The organism is Pseudomonas sp. R5-89-07 (assembly GCF_003851685.1).
Taxonomy (GTDB): domain Bacteria; phylum Pseudomonadota; class Gammaproteobacteria; order Pseudomonadales; family Pseudomonadaceae; genus Aquipseudomonas.
In genome coordinates this window covers 5402097-5420469 of sequence record NZ_CP027727.1, presented here as the reverse complement: position 1 = coordinate 5420469, position 18373 = coordinate 5402097, and the positions used below count along the sequence as shown (strand labels likewise).

The following is an 18373-nucleotide window of genomic DNA, read 5'->3' as shown; positions in this document are numbered from 1 at the left end:
GGGATGTTCACTACCGAGTAGTACATATAGTCCACCTCCCATGGGAGATGTTCAGATATTGCGTGTGAATATTACGCAATTCTTTTCGAGTTAGCGCTGTCTTGAAAGAAAAAGCCTGTTGCACGGTTGGCAACGATCAACCCGCCGACTGCCAGTGCCCGCCGATGCATGGGCCGTTGGCGATGCAATGCCAGCCGCCTGTGACGTCGTTCAGTTGCTGGGCGGCGCGCTGCATATCGGCATGCGAACAGATTTGTATCAAGTGTTGTAATTGCTCCAGGTAGTCCGCTGCGTGGCCCGCCAAATGGGCGTGCCACACAAGATCAGCGGCTTGGCCGATAGGCAGCGACTGGGCCGTGAATTGCTGCGCCAGGGCCGTGTTGCCCATGTCTGCGCTGCGCTCGATCAACGACGGCAGTTGCGCCAGAAAGGTCTGCAGATGCTCGACGATCTCACCCAGGGACGCGCTGGGGGACTGCACGCCGAACAGCAGGCCGGTTTGCCCATCGATCTGTCGGATACCGCTGAACACGGCGTAGCCGATTTGTAGCTCGACGCGCAGGCGCTGGTAGAAGGGCCCCTGGAGCAGATGACCGAGCAAGCGCCAGGCCGCTTCATCGGCCAGCGTTTGTGTCGGTGTCGGGCAGAACAACAGCACTGCCGCTTCGCTGGACTCGGTACTTACCTCGTGCCAGAGATGCTGTTCGTTGAGCACTTGAGGCAGGCATTGGAAATGTGCGGGCTGGCCAGGCAGTCTCGCTGCCGCGGCCTTGATCGCCGCTTCACAGCCTACCGGTAAACCTGAGCCCAGCCCTTGCCAGCGGGCGCTGGCCCATGGCGCTGGCGTTGCCCGGGATTCAGGCTGAACACCGGCACAGCAAGTGGGCAATGCCTTGAGCAATTCGCGGATGGCAATCATCGGCAGTGCGGGCGTTGGTGCCATGTGTTCATCGGCCGTGCTCAAGCAGCGCGCCAGCGCCTCAAGCACGGCAGGCATGGGCTCGTGGAAACCGAGCATCTTTACCTGCCAGTCATGGCCGATGGTTTCGGCACTCAATTCGACGCCGGCCTGGCCGGCACTCTCGCACAACGGTTGTAGCAGGCTCTCCAGGCCAGCAGGCACGGCGCAGTCAAAGCGCCAGCGCAGGTACAGGGCGCCTTCATCGTTGTCATTGGCCAAGGCCTGGCTGAATGTCAGCGCCGACATGTCCCGTCGGCCTCGTGAGCGGTCCTGGGCGAAAGTGCGCAAGCCTCGGTGGGCGCTGGTCTGGCCGCGAATCAGGCCGGCACGTTCTTCTTTGGCGGCTGGACGAAGGAAGGGATTATTCGGTGGAAGCTGCCAGGAATGTTTGGCGGGCGGCAGATGCAATGCGTCGAGCATGGCCTTGAGGGCTGCAAGACTTTGGTCCGATAAGTCCTCTTCATCGTTGCGTGCCAGCGCCAGGGCGCTTTGCACCTGTTGCTCGCGAGCCTTGAGCAAGGCGAACTCTTCGCGTAGCGGCGTCCAGTCGCTGTGTGCGAAAAAACTCAGCCAGTCGTGCAGCAGCGCCTCTATCTGTGTCGGCGAATCGCCTTGAGGGTCGAGGGTGAAGTCGATATCCAGCACGGCTTGACCGGCAAAGTGATACAGCACCGAGGCGTGCAATGCAGTCGCCAGGCGTCGAGTTTTGAGTTCGACGAGCAAGCCGCCCGACGCTGAACTGTTGAGCCAGGTACAAAGAAACGCCAACGCTTCACGCGGTGCGTCACCGGTGATGACCTGATGCAGATGCGGGTCGGCAACTTGTTGATAGCTGCTGGCGTGCCCGGCCATCAGTGCCGGTGGCTCGGCCTGGGGATGCAGCGGGCCGCCGATCAATTGCGCACTGAATTGCTGCGCCAGCGCTTCCAATTCTTGCTGGGATTGTGGGCCGGCCAGGCTGAGCGTCATCTGACCACTCTGATAGAAACGCTGGTGGAATTCGCGCAACGCCTGTTGAAACGCCTCACGTTCCACCGGCAGGCTGTCACGGTTGCCCGCATGAAAGCCGCGCAGCGGATGGTCGGCGGCCAAACCCTGGAGCAAGGTCACTTGTTGCTGCGCCTTGGCATCCTGGGACCAGGCGACGAACTCGGCGTGCAGCACTTCGCGCTCGCGTAGTTGGTCATCGATGGCCAGGCGAGGATGCGTAAGCATGTCAGCCAATCGCACGAGTCCATCGGCGAAGATCGAAACCGGCAGCTCAAAAAAGAACTCGGTAGTGCGCTCCTTGGTGCTGGCATTCACCTGCCCGCCATGGCGCTGCACGTAGGCCATTAGCCCTTCGCCTGCCCCAAAGCGCTCCGTCCCCAGAAACAGCAGGTGCTCAAGGAAGTGCGCCAGCCCCGGCCACGCCAATGGCGCGTCATGACTGCCCGCCGCCACGCGTAAAACAGCTGCACAGCGCTTCAAGCGCGGCGCATGACGCAGGCAAAGGTGCAGGCCATTGGCCAGAGTCAGGTGCAGGGGCTGAGGGTGAACCGGCGCAGGCATGGGCACTTCCGAAACGGGGGAAGCGCCTATGCTAGCAAACCCGGTGGATCAGGGCTTGTGCAGTGCGCCGTAAAGCTCGGGGCGGCGGTCTTGCAGATAATGATTGGCGGCGCGGGCGTCGAGGATCGATTGCCGATCCAGCGTGCCGACGATCAACGCTTCATCCAGGCCCGCCTGGGCGATGCGCTGGCCATCGGGCCCGGCAATGCTGCTTTGGCCGCAATAGTGAATGTCACCTTCGTGGCCGCAGTAGTTGGCGTAAGCCACGAAACACTGGTTCTCGAACGCCCGCGCTCGCACGGTGACGTCGGCGACAAAGTCGAACGGCACCATATTGGCGGTGGGCACCAGGATCAGTTCGGCGCCGGCCAGGGCCAGGCGCCGGGTGTTTTCCGGGAACTCCAGGTCGTAGCAAACCAGGAAACCCAGCTTCCAGCCATTCAATTCCACCAGCGGGAAATCGTCTTCACCGGCGCTGAACATCGCGCGGTCCAGGTCGCCAAACAGGTGCGTCTTGCGGTAGTTGCACAGGCGTTTGCCATGGGCGTCGATCAACTGCACGGCGTTGTAGATCTGGCCGTCCTCGGCGCGCTCCGGATAACCGTACAGAATCGCCAGCCCGGCACTTTGCGCGATCTCAGCGATGGATTGAGCCGAGTCTCCATCCTGAGCCTCGGCCAAGGCGCCAGTGGCTTCGGCGCCGATGTTGTAGCCCGTGAGAAACATCTCCGGCAGCACCAGCACATCGGCACCCGATGCTTCGTGCGCCAGTTGCTGCAGGCGCTTGAGGTTTCCGGCGACATCCAGCGGCCATGGAGGGCATTGGTACAGGGCAACACGCATGACTGGCTCCTTATTCGGGCAGGGCGATTGGCCCTATCTCGTCAAACACATCGCCGGGCCCCGGGTTTTCCGGATGGGTGCTGCCGCCGAAGTGGGTCATGATGCCCCATACCGCGTTCAGCGAGGTTTGTACCGCGCCTTCCACCCAGGCCGGCGTCCAGGAAACGTCGTCGCCAGCGATAAAAATCCCACGCTGTTCGGCGGGCATGTCCTTCTGCATGAAGTGCGCATACATGCGCTGGTTATACCGGTAGTGGCCGGGCAACGCACCCTTGAAGGCACCGAGGAAATGCGGGTCGGCTTCCCAGGAGATAGTGATCGGGTCGCCGATGATGCGCGCCTTGATGTCGACTTTCGGGTAGATCTTACTCAGTGCGTCGAGGGCCAGTTTGACCCGCTTGTCGATGGGTTGGGGCAGCATTTTCAACGCGTCGCTCATCCACGAGTAGGACAGGCAGATCACCCCCGGCTTGTCGTCGCCGTTGTCGAACAGATAGGTGCCGCGCGTCAGGCGATCAGTGAGGGTCATGCTCATCAGGTCGCGGCCGGTTTCCGGGTCTTTGTCTTTCCAGAACGGGCGGTCGACCATGACAAAGGTCTTGGATGACTGCATGTAGCGCGTGCGATCCAGGGCCATCCACATCTTTTGCGAGAACAGGGTTTCGTCGCATTCGATCTGGGTGGTCAGCAGCCAGCTTTGGCAGGTGGTCAGCACGGCGGCGTATTCGCGGGTGTCACCGTAGGTGTCGGTGACGGCGAAACGGCCGTCGGCAGCATGGGCAATTCGCTTCACACCCGCCCGTGGCGCGCCTCGGTGCAGTGAACTCAGGCTGGTGCCGGCAGGCCAGTGGGCACAGCGCTCCGGCACGTGACGCCAGATGCCCATGGGCACTTGGGCTACGCCGCCGACGACCAGGTGCTGATGGTCGTCGCAGTTGGTCATCACCACGCGGAAGATTTCCAGCATGGAATTGGGGAAGTCCGAGTCCCAGCCTCCAGTGCCGAAACCGACCTGGCCAAATACTTCGCGATGATGGAACGACAGCTTGGCAAAGGCTTTTGAGGTGGCGACGAAGTCGTAGAAGGTACGGTCATCCCACAGCGGCACCAGCTTATTCCACAGCGCTTTGAGGCGCGGCACGTCGCGGTCACGGATCGCCTGTTGGATATCGCCGAACTGCGACCCGGCTTCCAGCGCGTCGGCCCAGGCGTCAGCGACTTCCTGGAACAGCACCGGCAGGTCGGAGAGCTTTTGCGCGTAATGCGTCTGGCCTTCCAGATCAATAACGGTGCTGCCGGATGCCGGCGTCAGCGGGTTGGGAAAGGGTTTGGTTTCCAGGCCCAGCTTGTCCACATAGTGATAGAACGCCGTGGACGACACCGGAAAGCGCATCCCGCCCAGCTCGGCGATGATGCCTTCGGCGCCTTCGAAAGCCTGGGAACGCAGGCGACCGCCCATCTTCGAGGCTTCGTAGACCACCGGCTTCAAGCCCAGCTTCATCAGCTCGTAGGCAGCCACCAACCCGGCAATACCGGCGCCCACGATCGCCACTTCGGCGCCGTGACTGGCGGCAGGAATACTGCCCAGGCCGGCGGGATGTTCGATCCAGTCATCAAAGGCAAACGGGAAATCCGGGCCGAAGATGGTGATGGGTTTTTTCCCGTCAGTGGGGTGGCGATGGGGCTTGGCGATGCTGCTGGACGGAATGCTCATGGCTGACCTTACTGACGACTCGGCGGGATAGGGCCCGTTGAGTATAGGAAAAGATGGCAGCCAGTTTAGGGAGCGTTGCGCTCATTAATAAGACGCAATGTGTCGTCGGATTGCACTCGTTTCAGTCAATCTGACGAGGCTATTAGTCAGATAGGTTGCCCGCGGTCCAATTTGTTACTAAGGATGATAGACGTGGTGGTTTTTTCCACCCCATCGACGCTGCCGATCTGATCCAGCAACTGATCAAGCTGCTCCGGCGACTCAGTGCGCAGCCACGCCACGTAATCAAACTCGCCGCTCACCGCACACAACTGCTGTACCTGGGCCATTGCACTCAACCTGCGCAGTACTTCCTTGCCCGAACGCGGCTGCACGGTAATGCCCACATACGCCTGCAAACCACCATCCGCCACGCGCTGGCCCAGGCGCACGCCATAACCGGTAATCACCTGGGTTTTCTCAAGGCGTGCCAGGCGCGAAGTGACCGTGGTGCGCGCGATCCCCAACTGCCGGGCAAGCATGGCTACGCTTTCGCGAGCATTGAGCTGCAAGGCGGCGATCAGTTGGCGGTCGATTTCGTCTAGGGCGGGCAAGGGTGAAGCTCCAGTGCGAGGGTGCAGTGGGCAGGTATGTTACAGGCTTGGTCGGGCTTACAGAACTGCTGCGCCAGATACGCAAAAGCCGCGCAATGCGCGGCTTTCAAAGTGGTGGGCCCACACGGACTTGAACCGTGGACCAAAGGATTATGAGTTGCCTAGAAACGCTGCAAGCTTAATAAAACCACACAGAGCTTAGCGTAAGTACACAAAGCTTAAAGCACCGTGAATAGTGGGTTTGGCGTAATTTCGAGAAATAGTAATAGCCATGTCTGTACCGCCTCTGTACCGATTTTGTAGTGCTTTGTTAGGGGGGCGCCTCACGACTGTGAGCATCTGTGATCAGGATTGATGGTGAAGTAGGCTTAATCTGATAGCCAATTTGTGTGGTCTTTAAGGAAAAAACAAAATGATCGCAAACTGACGTCTTTTTGTAGTATTTTTAAGGTCCCTCTCTTTGTAGCAGGTTTGGCTATGTTCAATAGCGATGTCCCCAACGGAAAAATCACTGTCCGAAATCTGCCTGCCGAGGTGCTTAGAGCCTTGAATGTATTGGCTGATCACCGCGATAGATCTCTAGAAGCAGAAGCAAGGCAGGCGCTAAGAGCCTGGGTATCACCTCAGCTTGAAAGCGAGATTCGAACAACCAGGGCTGCGGCAATTGGCCAGCGCTTACGTTACTTGCAGGAAGAAATCGATCGCGCGCGCTTAGGCAAGTCCGCGTCGCCTTCGCGGTTAGCAGAGGCCCTTGGCTGGCAGTATGCTGAAAATGTGGAATTGTGGTTTGCGGGAGAATTGGAGCCATCTTTCGAAGAGCTTTCACAGATAGCAAACATTTTCGGCTGTACCCGAGAATGGCTCTTGCATGGTGAAGGCACTCCATATTCCTCCCAATACCAACGTATACCCGAGGATGCCTTTGCAGGTGCAGATTTTCTCTTGGCTCCATCCGAGACTGGAGTTAAGCCGAAGCTTTACCTTCTGCGTAGTAAAAGTAAGTCAGGTGAGTTTGCATATGTGCGGAGTTACTCCGATTGGCATGCCCATACTTATTCAACGCCTTATCATATTAGCGACAGCATTGGCGCGGGGGGAGAATCAAGCCTAGCTGCCCTGAGCGTGATCTTCGAGAACTTGTACAGGCGTTGGACGCGGGGCGATGCGACAGAGACATCGATTCAAGCTTTCTTAGTCGATGATGAGGACTTTTCCTCTATCTTGGCAGGGAAGCGCCATCCTATCGGAATTATTCGTCACCAAGAGAAGAGCTGCTGGTGGGAAGATTTCTGGGATGAAGACCAGTTTACTAAACAAAATTACTGGCCGGGGTGGGGAAGTATCGCCGCTCGGATTGCTAAGGTCGTTGAAGGCAGGCCATCCTTGAAGGGGCAAAGGGAAAGACTCAGGGGCAACCCTCAATCTGTAGCTGACGAAATCTGATTCTGGCACTTTCACTAAGGCTCAGCTTTACCAAGGAGTTCACTGTTTATGGATGGATATGAACATCCCACCCGTAATACGTCCCCGCACGAATTGTATAGATTGTCCTGGCTCGCCTATCTCAGCACGATTTTTGCCTTCTTCGCTCTGGTAGCTTTTTCAGCGGGAATCGGGTGGCTGACGGTAACCAAGGCTCAGACCGAACAGGCCTATCAAATCGGCATTTCGGTCAGCGTTGTTGTTCTGCTGTTCGCGTTCGCTGTGCTCATCTATAAGATCCTCTACCTGAGAAGCGTTTATCTCTACACGGACAGCGTTGGCGTTTGGTTGTACCAGGGGATTTTGCCTTGGCGACGGGGATACCGTGGGGTGAAGTGGCGTGATATCGAAGACGCCATGTACTTCACGGGTTTTTTAAGCTGGGTTTTCCGATCATATACCGTACGTATCGGACATCGCTTTACCAAAACAAGCGAAATCTTGGTCACCCACCTTGCCCGAGGCAACAAGGCAGTGGAGCACATTAACCAACTGCATCAGGACATCCTGAAAGCAGAACAGGCCACCGAGATCTCCTCAGAGGCCTGATGTAAACGCCTCTGACCATTTCATCTTCTGTGCGATGCCCCAGTCTTCGGCATCACGCTTGGTGCGAAAGGTCTTCGCGTTGGCGGGTCAGCCGGTTTTCCGCACTAGGGCTTTCCAGGTGCCAGCGTCTGTTTTGACGACGGTGGCCATCTTATTTCTGCTCCAAAACGTACCGTCGCTTCGGCACTGTACCGATTTTTTACCTGCGGACCATAGGGCTGGTCCAGCTGTTTTTTCGCAGACAGCAAAAAGCCGCGCAATGCGCGGCTTTCTTGTTTGGTGGGCCCACACGGACTTGAACCGTGGACCAAAGGATTATGAGTCCTCTGCTCTGACCAACTGAGCTATAGGCCCTCAGTAGGTCGCGGATTATAACGATGGTTTGTTCACTGTGCCATCCGAATAATCCTCGAGTCTCGTGCGAAGGAAGCTTGCGGCAAATTGCTCCGGTGGCAACGGCAGGCTGACGATGTAGCCTTGCATCTGTTCGCAGCCTTCTGCAGCGAGGAAGGCTTGCTGGGCGGGGTTTTCCACGCCTTCGGCGATGATGGTGAATTGCATGCTGTGGCCGAGGGCGATGATGGCGCGCACGATGGCGGCGTCGTGGGGGTCGTCGGGCAGGCCGCGGACGAAGGATTGGTCGATCTTGAGGAAATCCAGCGGCAGGCGCTTGAGGTAGCTGAGGGACGAATAACCGGTGCCAAAATCGTCGATCGCCAGTTGCACCCCCAGCCCTTTGAGTTGGTGCAACACTTCCAGCGCTTCTTCGGCCTGGCTCATGATGAAATTTTCGGTGATTTCCAGTTGCAGGCAGCCGGGTTCCAGGCGGTAATCGCGCAGCAGTTGTTCGATGCGTGACAACAGGTTGGGGTGACGCAGCTGTGCGCCGGCGAGGTTGACGGACAGGGGGCCGAAATCATCGAAAGTGCCTCGCCAGATGTGCATCTGTCGGCAGGCCTGCTCCAGTACCCAATCGCCGATTTGCAGAATCATGCCGTTCTCTTCGGCGAGGGCGATGAAGTGTTCGGGCGGTACTTCGCCAAAGGTTGGGTGGTGCCAGCGAATCAAGGCTTCGGCGCCGATCAGTTCCTGGGTGATCAGGCTGCGTTTGGGCTGGTAATAGAGGCTCAACTCGTCACGTTCGAGGGCGCGGCGCAGTTCATGCTCCAAGGCCACGCGTTCATTGGCCTGGGCCGTCAGGTCGCGGGTATAGCTTTCGACACGGTTGCGGCCCTTGGCTTTGGAACGGTACATCGCGGCGTCGGCATTCTTGACCAGGGTGGCGACATCGGTGCCGTCCTGTGGGTACAGGCTGGTGCCGATACTCGCGCTGATAAAGAACTCATGCTCGCCCGCCTGGAAGGGCGGGGTGAAGCAATCGAGCAGTTTATTCGCCAGGTATTGGGCGTCGCTGGCCTGTTGCAGGCCGGGCAGCAGGATGATGAATTCATCGCCGCCCAGGCGGGCGACAGTGTCGATATCGCGCAGTTGTTCCTTGAGGCGCACGGCGATGTCTTTGAGCAGCAGGTCGCCCACCGGGTGACCGAGGCTATCGTTGATATGTTTGAAGCGGTCCAGGTCCAGAAACAGCACGGCGCCTTGATTACCGCTTTCCTGCTGGCCATTGAGGGCGGCCTGCAGTCGGCTTTCAAACAGCGTGCGGTTGGGCAGGCCGGTCAGCGGGTCGTGATGGGCCTGATAGTCGAGGCGCGCCTGGGCGAGCTTGAGGCTGGAGATGTCGGCAAATACGGCCACGAAGTGCGTGACCAACTGATCGCGATTGCGCACGGCGCTGATGGTCAGCCAGCTGGGGTACAACTCACCGTTCTTGCGTCGGTTGGAAATTTCGCCCTGCCAGTGGCCCTGGGTCGTCAACTGGTGCCACATCGCCGCATAGAAGGCGCTGTCGTGCATGCCGGAGGCGAGCAGGCGCGGGGTATGGCCCAGCGCCTCGGCCTCGCTGTAACCGGTGATTTCGCTGAAGGCGCGGTTGACGGCACTGATGTTCTGCCGCGTGTCGGTGATCAATACGCCTTCGGCGGTGCTTTCGAACACGGTGGCGGCTTGTTGCAGTTTTTCCTGCATCAGTTGGCGTTCGGTGATATCGCGGGCGATGGTCAGCATGCAGTCTTCTTCGCCGATGGGCAGCGGGCGGCTGGACAGTTCGCAGAGGCGAACCTGGCCATCGACGCGGCGGATATGGCAGATAAAGTCGCGGACAAAGCCGTCGCGCTGCATCAACTCCAGCATGTGTTTGCGTTCATTGAGGTCGACCCAGATGCCAAGGTCCAGGGCCGATTGATCCAGCGATGTGGCGCTGGTGTAGCCGGTCAGGTTGCTGAAACCCTCGTTCACTTCTATCAGCAGACCGTCGCTTTGCCGGCTCAGCAACAAGCCATCTGGGGAAGCATGGAACGCCTTGGCAAATTTCTCTTCTGAAGTTTGCAGCTGCTGTTGGGTTTCCTTGAGCTGAGTGATATCCCGCACCACCACCACCAAGGCCTCGGTGGTATCGAGTTGGAACGGTTCGGCGGAAATAAGCCCGGTAAATGCCTGCCCGTTGCTGCGCAGGAAGGTCATCTCCAGGTTGCGGATGCTGGTGGTCTGCACGCGTTGCAGCAAATCCGGACCGACGCCCTGAATGCCCCAGATATTCAGCTCGGTGGCGGTTTTGCCCACCACGTCCTTGGCGCCCAGGCCAATCTGATCTTCAAACGCCTTGTTGACTTCAAGCAGGCATCCATCGGCCAGTCGGGCGATCACCAGGATGTCCGGGCACTGCTGGAACACCGAGGCAAACTTCTGTTCAGACAGCTGCAACGCCTCTTCCGTACGCTTGGCTTCGCTGATATCGATCATCAAGCCGCGTAGCACCGGTTCATGGCCGTGTTCGATCAGGCTGACGATGTCGCGTACCCACAGGCAGCGGCCGTCTGCGGTGATAACGCGATAGTCGATGCTGTGATCACGGTTGGCGCGAGTTTCACGGAAACAATATGTTTCGGCGCGCGTCAGATCGGCAGGGTGAATGATGTTGCGCCAGAAGCCAGGGATCAACCAGTGGGCGCGGGGGTAGCCAAGCAGTTCTTCGGCATGGGGCGACACGTAGCTGTAGGTGAAGTCGCTGATGCTGGCTTCCCAGGCGATGGCGGATAGGCTCTCCACCAGGCCGCGATAGTGGTACTCGCTGCTGCGTAGTTCCTGCTCAAGCGCTACTCGGCGGGAAATTTCCGAACTGAGCCGGCGATTAATCCGAATCACAATGGCCAGCACGGTGCTTAGCAGCAACACGGCGGGGAGACCGTACGTCAACAAATCTACCCAGAATGTGCGGTGATCGCTGAAGCTGCCGACCCAATGCTGCTGGATCGCGTCGGTTTCGGCCGGGCTGAGGTCGGCGAGCACCTTGTCCAGGATGCCCACCAGTATTTTCCCATCGCGGGGCACGCCCATTGCCAACTGATAGCGGTAAGGCGTTTCGCCACTGACATACAAACCATCGAGTTTCAGCTGGCGCAGGCTCCAGACGCTGGACGCCAGGTCGCTGACGACTGCATCGACTTCATCGGTCGCAAGGGCCTGCAGCGTAGAGCTGACGTTAGGCATCGCGACGAGATTGAGGTCCGGATGATGGGTGCGCAGTAATTCATGAGGCGCATAGTTCTCCACCACTGCGATTTTCAGCCCGTACAAGTCCTTGAGGTTGCGCGGCTTCGCGCCGCCTTCATGGGCCAATATCACGATGGGAAAGTCGAGATAGGGGCGCGTGAAGGCCAGGAAACTCTGGCGTTCCGGGGTAGACATGATGCCGGGCAGCAGGTCGAGTTGATTGTTGCGTGCTTGTTCGAGCACAGCGGTCCAGTTCGTAGGCTCGATCAGACTGACCTTGACGCCCAGGCGATCCTGGATCAGGCGCACGTAATCAGCGGCCAGGCCCTGGTAGCGGCCATTCTCATCGCGGTATTCAAAGGGTGGCCAGGACGCATCCACCCCAAGGCGCAGCTCCTGATGGTCCGTCAGCCAGCTACGCTCATCATCAGTGAGAGTCAACGCGCCAGCCGTTGCGGTCCAGGTCAGCAGCGACAGCAGTATCACGGTCGGCAATCTGGGCATAACGGTCTCGTTATGGCACGGGGAATGTCTCGAGTGTAGACGGGCATTGCGAGGGCGGGGGTGTCGCAGGGAGTTAATCTGTGGAACTAACGGTAGAAAGCAAAACCCCCGGCCTGGGCCGGGGGTTCTGGTATCACTCGTCGAGGAAGGAGCGCAGATGCTCGCTTCGCGTCGGGTGGCGCAGCTTGCGCAGCGCCTTGGCTTCGATTTGACGGATCCGCTCGCGGGTCACGTCAAACTGCTTACCGACTTCCTCAAGGGTGTGGTCGGTATTCATGTCGATGCCGAAACGCATGCGCAGTACCTTGGCTTCACGGGCAGTGAGGCCGGAGAGTACGTCGCGAGTCGCTTCTTTAAGGCTCTCAACAGTGGCGACATCGATTGGCGACTGCATGGTCGAGTCTTCGATGAAGTCACCCAGATGGGAGTCTTCGTCATCACCAATCGGCGTTTCCATGGAGATCGGCTCTTTAGCGATCTTCAATACCTTGCGGATTTTATCCTCAGGCATTTCCATGCGTTCGCCAAGCTCTTCCGGGGTCGGTTCGCGACCCATCTCCTGCAACATCTGCCGGGAAATACGGTTGAGCTTGTTGATGGTCTCGATCATGTGCACCGGAATACGGATGGTGCGGGCCTGGTCGGCGATCGAGCGAGTGATCGCCTGACGGATCCACCAGGTGGCATAAGTCGAGAACTTGTAGCCGCGACGGTATTCGAACTTGTCCACCGCCTTCATCAAGCCGATGTTGCCTTCCTGGATCAGGTCGAGGAATTGCAGGCCACGGTTGGTGTACTTCTTGGCGATGGAGATCACCAGACGCAAGTTCGCTTCAACCATCTCTTTCTTCGCGCGGCGGGCCTTGGCCTCACCGATCGACATGCGACGGTTGATGTCCTTGATCTCGGCAATCGTCAGGCCGGTTTCAGCCTCCAGTGCGCTCAGTTTCTGCTGGCAACGGATGATGTCCGGCTGCAGGCGACCAATGGCTTCGGCATATTTCGCCTTGCCTTTGGCCAGGGCATCGCTCCAGGCTTCGTCAACTTCGTGGCCCGGGAACTGGCGCAGGAAGTCGGTACGCGGCATGCGCGCATCACGGACACAGAGCTGCATGATCGCACGCTCTTGTGCACGCAGACGCTCAAGGGCGCTACGAACGCGTTCAACCAGGCCTTCGAATTGCTTCGGTACCAGCTTGATCGGCATGAACAGCTCGGCCAGGGCCAGCAGCTCGGCAATTGCCTGCTTGTTGGCACGACCATGCTTTTTCAGTGCCTTGCGGGTGATTTCCATTTGATCGGAAACCGCACCGAAGCGCTGGGCAGCGATGATCGGGTCTGGGCCGCTTTCGACTTCTTCTTCGTCGTCGGTGCTGGCTTCAGCCTCGTCTTCGTCGGAGTCGTCGTCCGCTTTCGGTGCCTTCGGATCGACAGGCGGCGGTACTTCGGCGGCAGGCGGCGCAATGCCGTCGTCCGGGTCGATATAACCGCTCAGGACGTCAGACAGGCGGCCACCTTCGGTGGTGACGCGAGTGTACTCGGAGAGAATGTGGTCAACCGTGCCAGGGAAGTGCGCGATTGCGCCCATCACTTCACGGATGCCCTCTTCGATACGCTTGGCGATTTCGATTTCGCCTTCGCGTGTCAGCAACTCGACGGTACCCATTTCACGCATATACATGCGCACAGGGTCAGTCGTGCGACCGATGTCGGTCTCCACCGCGGCCAACGCGGCAGCGGCTTCTTCAGCGGCTGCCTCGTCGGTATCGGCGTCGGCCAACATAAGGGCGTCCGCATCCGGAGCACTCTCGTGTACGGGGATCCCCATGTCATTAATCATGCGGATGATGTCTTCCACCTGCTCTGGATCTGAAATATCCTCAGGCAGGTGGTCGTTGACCTCTGCGTAAGTCAGATACTTCTGCTCACGACCAAGGGTGATCAACTCTTTGATACGAGACTGCTGTTGCGCTTTTCCGGACATAACACCCTATCCACTGAAGGTCTTGGCGGGCAAAAAACAAGCCGAGGATTATACCCGAGCTATGACCTCACACGCCAGCTGAGGTCGGGTTTGATGTGCAAACGTTCTGTTTTAAGAGGTCGCGCATCTGTTTTGCTATCTGAATCTGCTCTTCAGCCGACAATCCCGGCTGCCTTGCTCGCTTGATGAGCTCATCGAGGGTCTGTGTGTGCTGACCCGCGGATAACCTATTAATGGTGTCTAAAAACTGTTGTTCAAGGTTGTCGCCGTCAATTAGCCACTCCTTTTCCGCGAGCGCCTTCAACAGGCGGCCCTGCTCCGTGCCATGCCAACGAGCCATTAGCTGAATTGAGTTTAGCTTAGGATTTTTCTGCACGGCCTCGATCAGGGCGATAAGCACCTGGGCATAGGTGTTGCTCTCGTTGGCGAAATGATCGGCGCTTTCAACCTTGCCCGCCAGTTGCGGGTGGTGGATGAGCGTGCGCAAGGCAATCAGCGTCGGCGCTTCTACGGCAACCGGCGTGCGCGGGGCGTAGGCCTCGTCGCGATCGCCGCGTTTACCATTCTTGCTCCAGGGCTTCTTGTCCCATTTCTTGCCGCCGGCACCGGGCTTCTTCGGCGTCCACTCCTGCTGGGGCGTATACGCTTCCTGCGGTTGGTGGAAGTCGGCATAGTCCGGCATGGCGTCGTAATCCATGCCCGGGTCGTAGGCGGGTGGCGCATCCTGAGGGGCGCTATGCACCAGCTGGCTCACGGCTTCGCCGCTCAATCCGGTGATTTCCAGCAGGCGCTGGCGCATCAGGGTGCGCAAATTGGCGCCCGGAACCTTGTCGATCAACGGCGCTGCGAGGGTGGCCATATGGGCCTTGCCCTCAAGCGAGCGCGGGTCGGCTTCTTCGGTCAACTGCTGGAAAAAATAGTCTGCCAGCGGCTGTGCGTGTTGATTGATGCGTGCGCGGAACGCGTCGGTACCTTCGGAACGCACCAGGGTGTCCGGGTCTTCGCCTTCGGGCAGGAACAGGAAGCGTGCACGGCGCCCATCCTGCAGGCTCGACAGCGTGGCTTCGAGTGCGCGCCAGGCAGCGTTGCGGCCGGCCTGGTCGCCGTCGAAACAGAACAGCACGCTGGGCACGACGCGAAACAGGCGCTTCAAGTGCTCTTCGCTGGTGGCGGTGCCGAGCGTCGCCACCGCATTGCGCAGGCCTTGCTGGGCCAGGGCGATGACGTCCATATAGCCTTCAACCACGATGATCTCGTCGAGGTTGCGGTTGTTCTTGCGCGCTTCGAACAGGCCGTAGAGTTCCTGGCCTTTATGGAACACCGGGGTTTCCGGGGAGTTCAGGTACTTGGGCTTGTCGTCTCCCAGCACTCGGCCGCCGAACGCGATGATGCGGCCGCGGCTGTCGCGGATCGGAAACATCACGCGGTCACGGAAGCGGTCATAGCGTTTGCCGGTCTCGGCGTTTTCCACCAACAGGCCGGCGTCAATCATGGCTTTTTGCTGGAGCGTATCGCTGCTCAGGTGCTTGTACAGGTTGTCCCAGCCGGGCGGCGCAAAGCCGAGGCCGAAGTCCCGGGCGATTTCACCGGTAAGGCCGCGGCCCTTGAGGTAATCGACAGCGGCTTTGCGCTGCGGATGGCTTTTAAGCGCCTGCCGGTAGAACTCGGCGGCGGCCGTCAGCAGTGGATACAGCGGCGAGTCGGTGGGTTGTCGCGGTTTGTGCGCACGGCCACTTTCTTCGCGGGGGATTTCCATGCCGGCGGCTTTCGCCAGGTCCTCGACGGCCTGGGGGAAATCCAGGTTGTCGTGGTCCATCAGGAAGCCGAGGGCGTTGCCGCCGGCGCCGCAACCGAAGCAGTAATAGAACTGCTTGTCCGGGCTGACGCTGAACGACGGGGTTTTTTCCTTATGGAACGGGCAGCAGGCGGTGTAGTTCTTGCCGGCTTTTTTCAGTTGCACGCGTGAGCTGACGACATCGACGATGTCGGTGCGGTTCAGAAGGTCGTCAATAAAGCTCTGGGGAATCAGCCCGGCCATGGCGTTCTCGTCATCACTGCGTGTAAATGAGGGCCCGTGAAATGTTCAAGCGCACGTTGGGTGCTCGAGCATTATCGTCTGCATGGGGTGTCAGGGAGTGTATCTGTCGAACATTCGCTGACGTTAGTCTCTATCAGTGTTCGACGAATAAAAGTTGCCCGTGAGTCCGGTCTTGACCTGTGGGCGGTCTCGGAAGCTCATCAATGGGCACAGTCGACACAGTTGATCGTCTGCTTGAAGAATAGGGTGTGCTCGTCAGTAGCCTTGTTAGGCTCGTCAGAAGAGACGTGCACCGCTGGCAAAAGAGCCAGTCCTGACGTTTGAAGCAGTGTCTCGGTCGCGTGTGCGGCGTCGACGATGAAGCATCAAGCGATATCCGCAAATGCCAACAGCCCGGCTGAGGGCCGGGCTTGGCAGAAGCTTGCTACGAACGTCTGTGTATTAGTACAGACGAACGGCGCGGCGCTGTTCGCGCTGAACTTTCTTGGCGTGACGCTTAACAGCGGCTGCTGCTTTACGCTTACGCTCAGAAGTTGGCTTCTCATAAAATTCGCGGCTACGAACTTCAGCCAGAACACCGGCTTTTTCGCAGGAGCGCTTGAAACGACGCAGAGCTACGTCGAAGGGTTCGTTCTCTTTTACTTTGACGGCTGGCATCCAGAGCTACCTTCTTTCATTACCGGGATCAACGTTCTCGTCGCAAAAAATTCGCGGCTGAGGTCGTCGGTTTTTAAGGGTTGCGGATGTTAACCCCTCATTGGCAGGAATGCAAAGCCTCTGATCGAAAACCGCTAGTCGGGAGGGGGAGTGGCGACTATTATGCGCGCCTTCGAATTCAGCCTCTACAAGGCGCAAACCCATGCTAGTACTGGGACTTGAAACCTCCTGCGACGAAACCGGTGTCGCACTTTACGACAGTGAACGCGGGCTTTTGGCCGATGCGCTGTTCAGTCAGATCGACCTGCATCGCGCCTATGGCGGCGTGGTGCCGGAGCTTGCCAGCCGTGATCACGTCAAGCGCATGCTGCCGTTGATTCGCCAAGTATTGGATGAGGCTGGCTGCGTGCCGACGGAGATCGACGCGATTGCCTATACCGCAGGCCCTGGATTGGTCGGAGCCCTGTTGGTTGGGGCTTCCTGTGCCCAGGCGCTGGCGTTTGCCTGGGGCATTCCGGCTCTCGGCGTGCACCACATGGAAGGGCATTTGCTGGCACCCATGCTGGAAAAATCACCGCCGGCGTTCCCGTTCGTCGCTTTGTTGGTTTCGGGGGGGCATACGCAGCTGGTTCAGGTCGACGGCATCGGCCAATACACCTTGTTGGGCGAGTCGCTGGACGACGCGGCCGGCGAAGCGTTCGACAAGACCGCGAAGATGATGGGGCTCAATTACCCCGGTGGTCCGGAAATCGCCCGCCTCGCCGAAAAGGGCGTGGCCGGTCGTTACACGTTCCCTCGGCCGATGTGCGATCGCCCTGGCTTGATGTTCAGCTTCAGCGGCTTGAAAACCTCGGCGTTGAATACCTGGCAGCAGAGCGTCAGCGTCGGGGACGACGGCGAGCAAGCCCGTTGCGACATCGCGCTGGCGTTCCAGCAGGCCGTGGTAGAGACTTTGACCATCAAGTGCAAACGCGCCCTGAAGCAGGCCGGCATGCAGCGCCTGGTGATTGCTGGTGGCGTCAGCGCCAACAAGGCCTTGCGCAGCTCGCTGGAGAAAATGCTTGGCGAGATGAAGGGGGAGGTGTTCTACGCGCGGCCTGAGTTCTGCACCGACAATGGCGCGATGATCGCCTACGCCGGCTGTCAGCGTCTGATGGCCGGGCAGCATGAAAGCCTGGCGATCAGCGTGCAGGCGCGCTGGCCGATGGAGCAGTTGTCGCCGTTGTAAGGGTTAGCGAGGACGCGCTTTAAAAATGCCGTTCGCGCCCGGCAAACAGGTCGCGTAGATTGCCGCGGTGGCGCCACACGATCAGCAGGGTCAGCACGCTCATGGGCAGCAATGCCGCCGGAGCCTGCCAGGCCAACAACGGCAGGGTGAGCGGCGTGGCGATCAGCGCAGCCAGTGAGCTGGTACGGGTCAGGTAGAACGTCAGCAGCCAGGCGAGCACCGCGAGCAAGGCTGCCGGAGGGTAGATCCCCAGCAACATGCCGGCTGCCGTGGCGACGCCTTTGCCGCCGCGAAAGCGGAAGTACAAGGGGAACAGATGGCCCAGGACGGCGCAGACGCCCACCCAGGCCTGCTGTTGCAGGGTAAGGCCGGCGAGGCTGGCGATCAGTACGGGCAGCAAGCCTTTGCACAGGTCGCCCAGCAGCGTCAGCACGGCAAGTTTCTTGCCGGCCAGGCGCAGCATATTGGTGGCACCGGCATTGCCTGAGCCACTCATTCGCGGATCGGGATTTCCCGTCAGGCGGCTGAGCAAGATGGCAAAGGACAGCGAGCCGAGCAGGTAGGCGAGAATCGCCAGTAACCAAAACATGCTAACTATTCCGGGCGAGGACGCCCTGATTCTAACGGGGCATTGCGCCCTTGTCGTGCTGCGGAGAAGAG

Annotated in this window: 12 protein-coding genes, 1 tRNA gene and 1 pseudogene; 3 read left to right on the top strand and 11 right to left on the bottom strand. The window is 59.2% G+C overall.

Annotated elements, in window-relative coordinates; all coding sequences use genetic code 11:
* Positions 1-136: 136 nt before the first annotated feature.
* The 4 genes from pqqF to C4J94_RS24845 all read right to left on the bottom strand — a co-directional run bounded on the left by pqqF (position 137) and on the right by C4J94_RS24845 (position 5662).
* Positions 137-2512, bottom strand: coding sequence for a pyrroloquinoline quinone biosynthesis protein PqqF (pqqF, locus tag C4J94_RS24860; protein ID WP_124388458.1), 2376 nt, complete (start codon positions 2510-2512; stop codon positions 137-139).
* 48 nt (positions 2513-2560) lie between these two features.
* On the bottom strand, positions 2561-3355 hold the full coding sequence (locus C4J94_RS24855; RefSeq protein ID WP_124388457.1) for a carbon-nitrogen hydrolase family protein: 795 nt from the start codon (positions 3353-3355) through the stop codon (positions 2561-2563).
* A 10-nt stretch (positions 3356-3365) separates the two neighbouring features.
* The gene (locus C4J94_RS24850) at positions 3366-5048 is read right to left on the bottom strand and encodes an NAD(P)/FAD-dependent oxidoreductase (RefSeq protein ID WP_124389039.1); all 1683 of its coding nucleotides are present in this window, start codon (positions 5046-5048) and stop codon (positions 3366-3368) included.
* 167 nt (positions 5049-5215) lie between these two features.
* Entirely contained in the window at positions 5216-5662 is a 447-nt protein-coding gene (locus C4J94_RS24845) for an Lrp/AsnC family transcriptional regulator (protein ID WP_124388456.1), read from the bottom strand.
* A gap of 477 nt (positions 5663-6139) precedes the next feature.
* Here C4J94_RS24845 and C4J94_RS24840 point away from each other — a divergent pair, with 477 nt between their 5' ends.
* Both C4J94_RS24840 and C4J94_RS24835 read left to right on the top strand, forming a co-directional pair.
* The gene (locus tag C4J94_RS24840; RefSeq protein WP_124388455.1) at positions 6140-7105 is read left to right on the top strand and encodes a hypothetical protein; all 966 of its coding nucleotides are present in this window, start codon (positions 6140-6142) and stop codon (positions 7103-7105) included.
* 48 nt (positions 7106-7153) lie between these two features.
* Positions 7154-7693 (top strand): hypothetical protein, encoded by a 540-nt coding sequence (locus C4J94_RS24835; RefSeq protein WP_124388454.1) that lies wholly within the window; start codon positions 7154-7156, stop codon positions 7691-7693.
* Here C4J94_RS24835 and C4J94_RS27935 read toward each other — a convergent pair.
* The 6 genes and pseudogenes from C4J94_RS27935 to rpsU all read right to left on the bottom strand — a co-directional run.
* A pseudogene (locus C4J94_RS27935) lies at positions 7689-7843 on the bottom strand (site-specific integrase); the annotation flags it as partial. The gene C4J94_RS24835 and the pseudogene C4J94_RS27935 overlap by 5 nt on opposite strands.
* A gap of 127 nt (positions 7844-7970) precedes the next feature.
* Positions 7971-8047 (bottom strand) — tRNA-Ile (locus C4J94_RS24825).
* Positions 8048-8062: 15 nt separating this feature from the next.
* Complete coding sequence (locus C4J94_RS24820) at positions 8063-11806, bottom strand: bifunctional diguanylate cyclase/phosphodiesterase (protein WP_124388453.1); 3744 nt, start codon at positions 11804-11806, stop codon at positions 8063-8065.
* 133 nt (positions 11807-11939) lie between these two features.
* The gene (gene rpoD, locus C4J94_RS24815; protein ID WP_124388452.1) at positions 11940-13790 is read right to left on the bottom strand and encodes an RNA polymerase sigma factor RpoD; all 1851 of its coding nucleotides are present in this window, start codon (positions 13788-13790) and stop codon (positions 11940-11942) included.
* Between the two features lie 67 nt (positions 13791-13857).
* Positions 13858-15828 carry a DNA primase gene (dnaG, locus tag C4J94_RS24810; RefSeq protein WP_124388451.1) on the bottom strand — a complete coding sequence of 657 codons (1971 nt, stop codon included), beginning with the start codon at positions 15826-15828 and terminating at the stop codon, positions 13858-13860.
* A gap of 441 nt (positions 15829-16269) precedes the next feature.
* Entirely contained in the window at positions 16270-16485 is a 216-nt protein-coding gene (rpsU, locus tag C4J94_RS24805; protein WP_002551877.1) for a 30S ribosomal protein S21, read from the bottom strand.
* Between the two features lie 202 nt (positions 16486-16687).
* Between rpsU and tsaD the strand changes: the two genes are divergently transcribed.
* Entirely contained in the window at positions 16688-17713 is a 1026-nt protein-coding gene (gene tsaD, locus C4J94_RS24800) for a tRNA (adenosine(37)-N6)-threonylcarbamoyltransferase complex transferase subunit TsaD (RefSeq protein ID WP_124388450.1), read from the top strand.
* Between the two features lie 19 nt (positions 17714-17732).
* Here tsaD and plsY read toward each other — a convergent pair whose 3' ends face one another.
* Entirely contained in the window at positions 17733-18302 is a 570-nt protein-coding gene (gene plsY, locus C4J94_RS24795) for a glycerol-3-phosphate 1-O-acyltransferase PlsY (protein WP_124388449.1), read from the bottom strand.
* Positions 18303-18373: the final 71 nt, after the last annotated feature.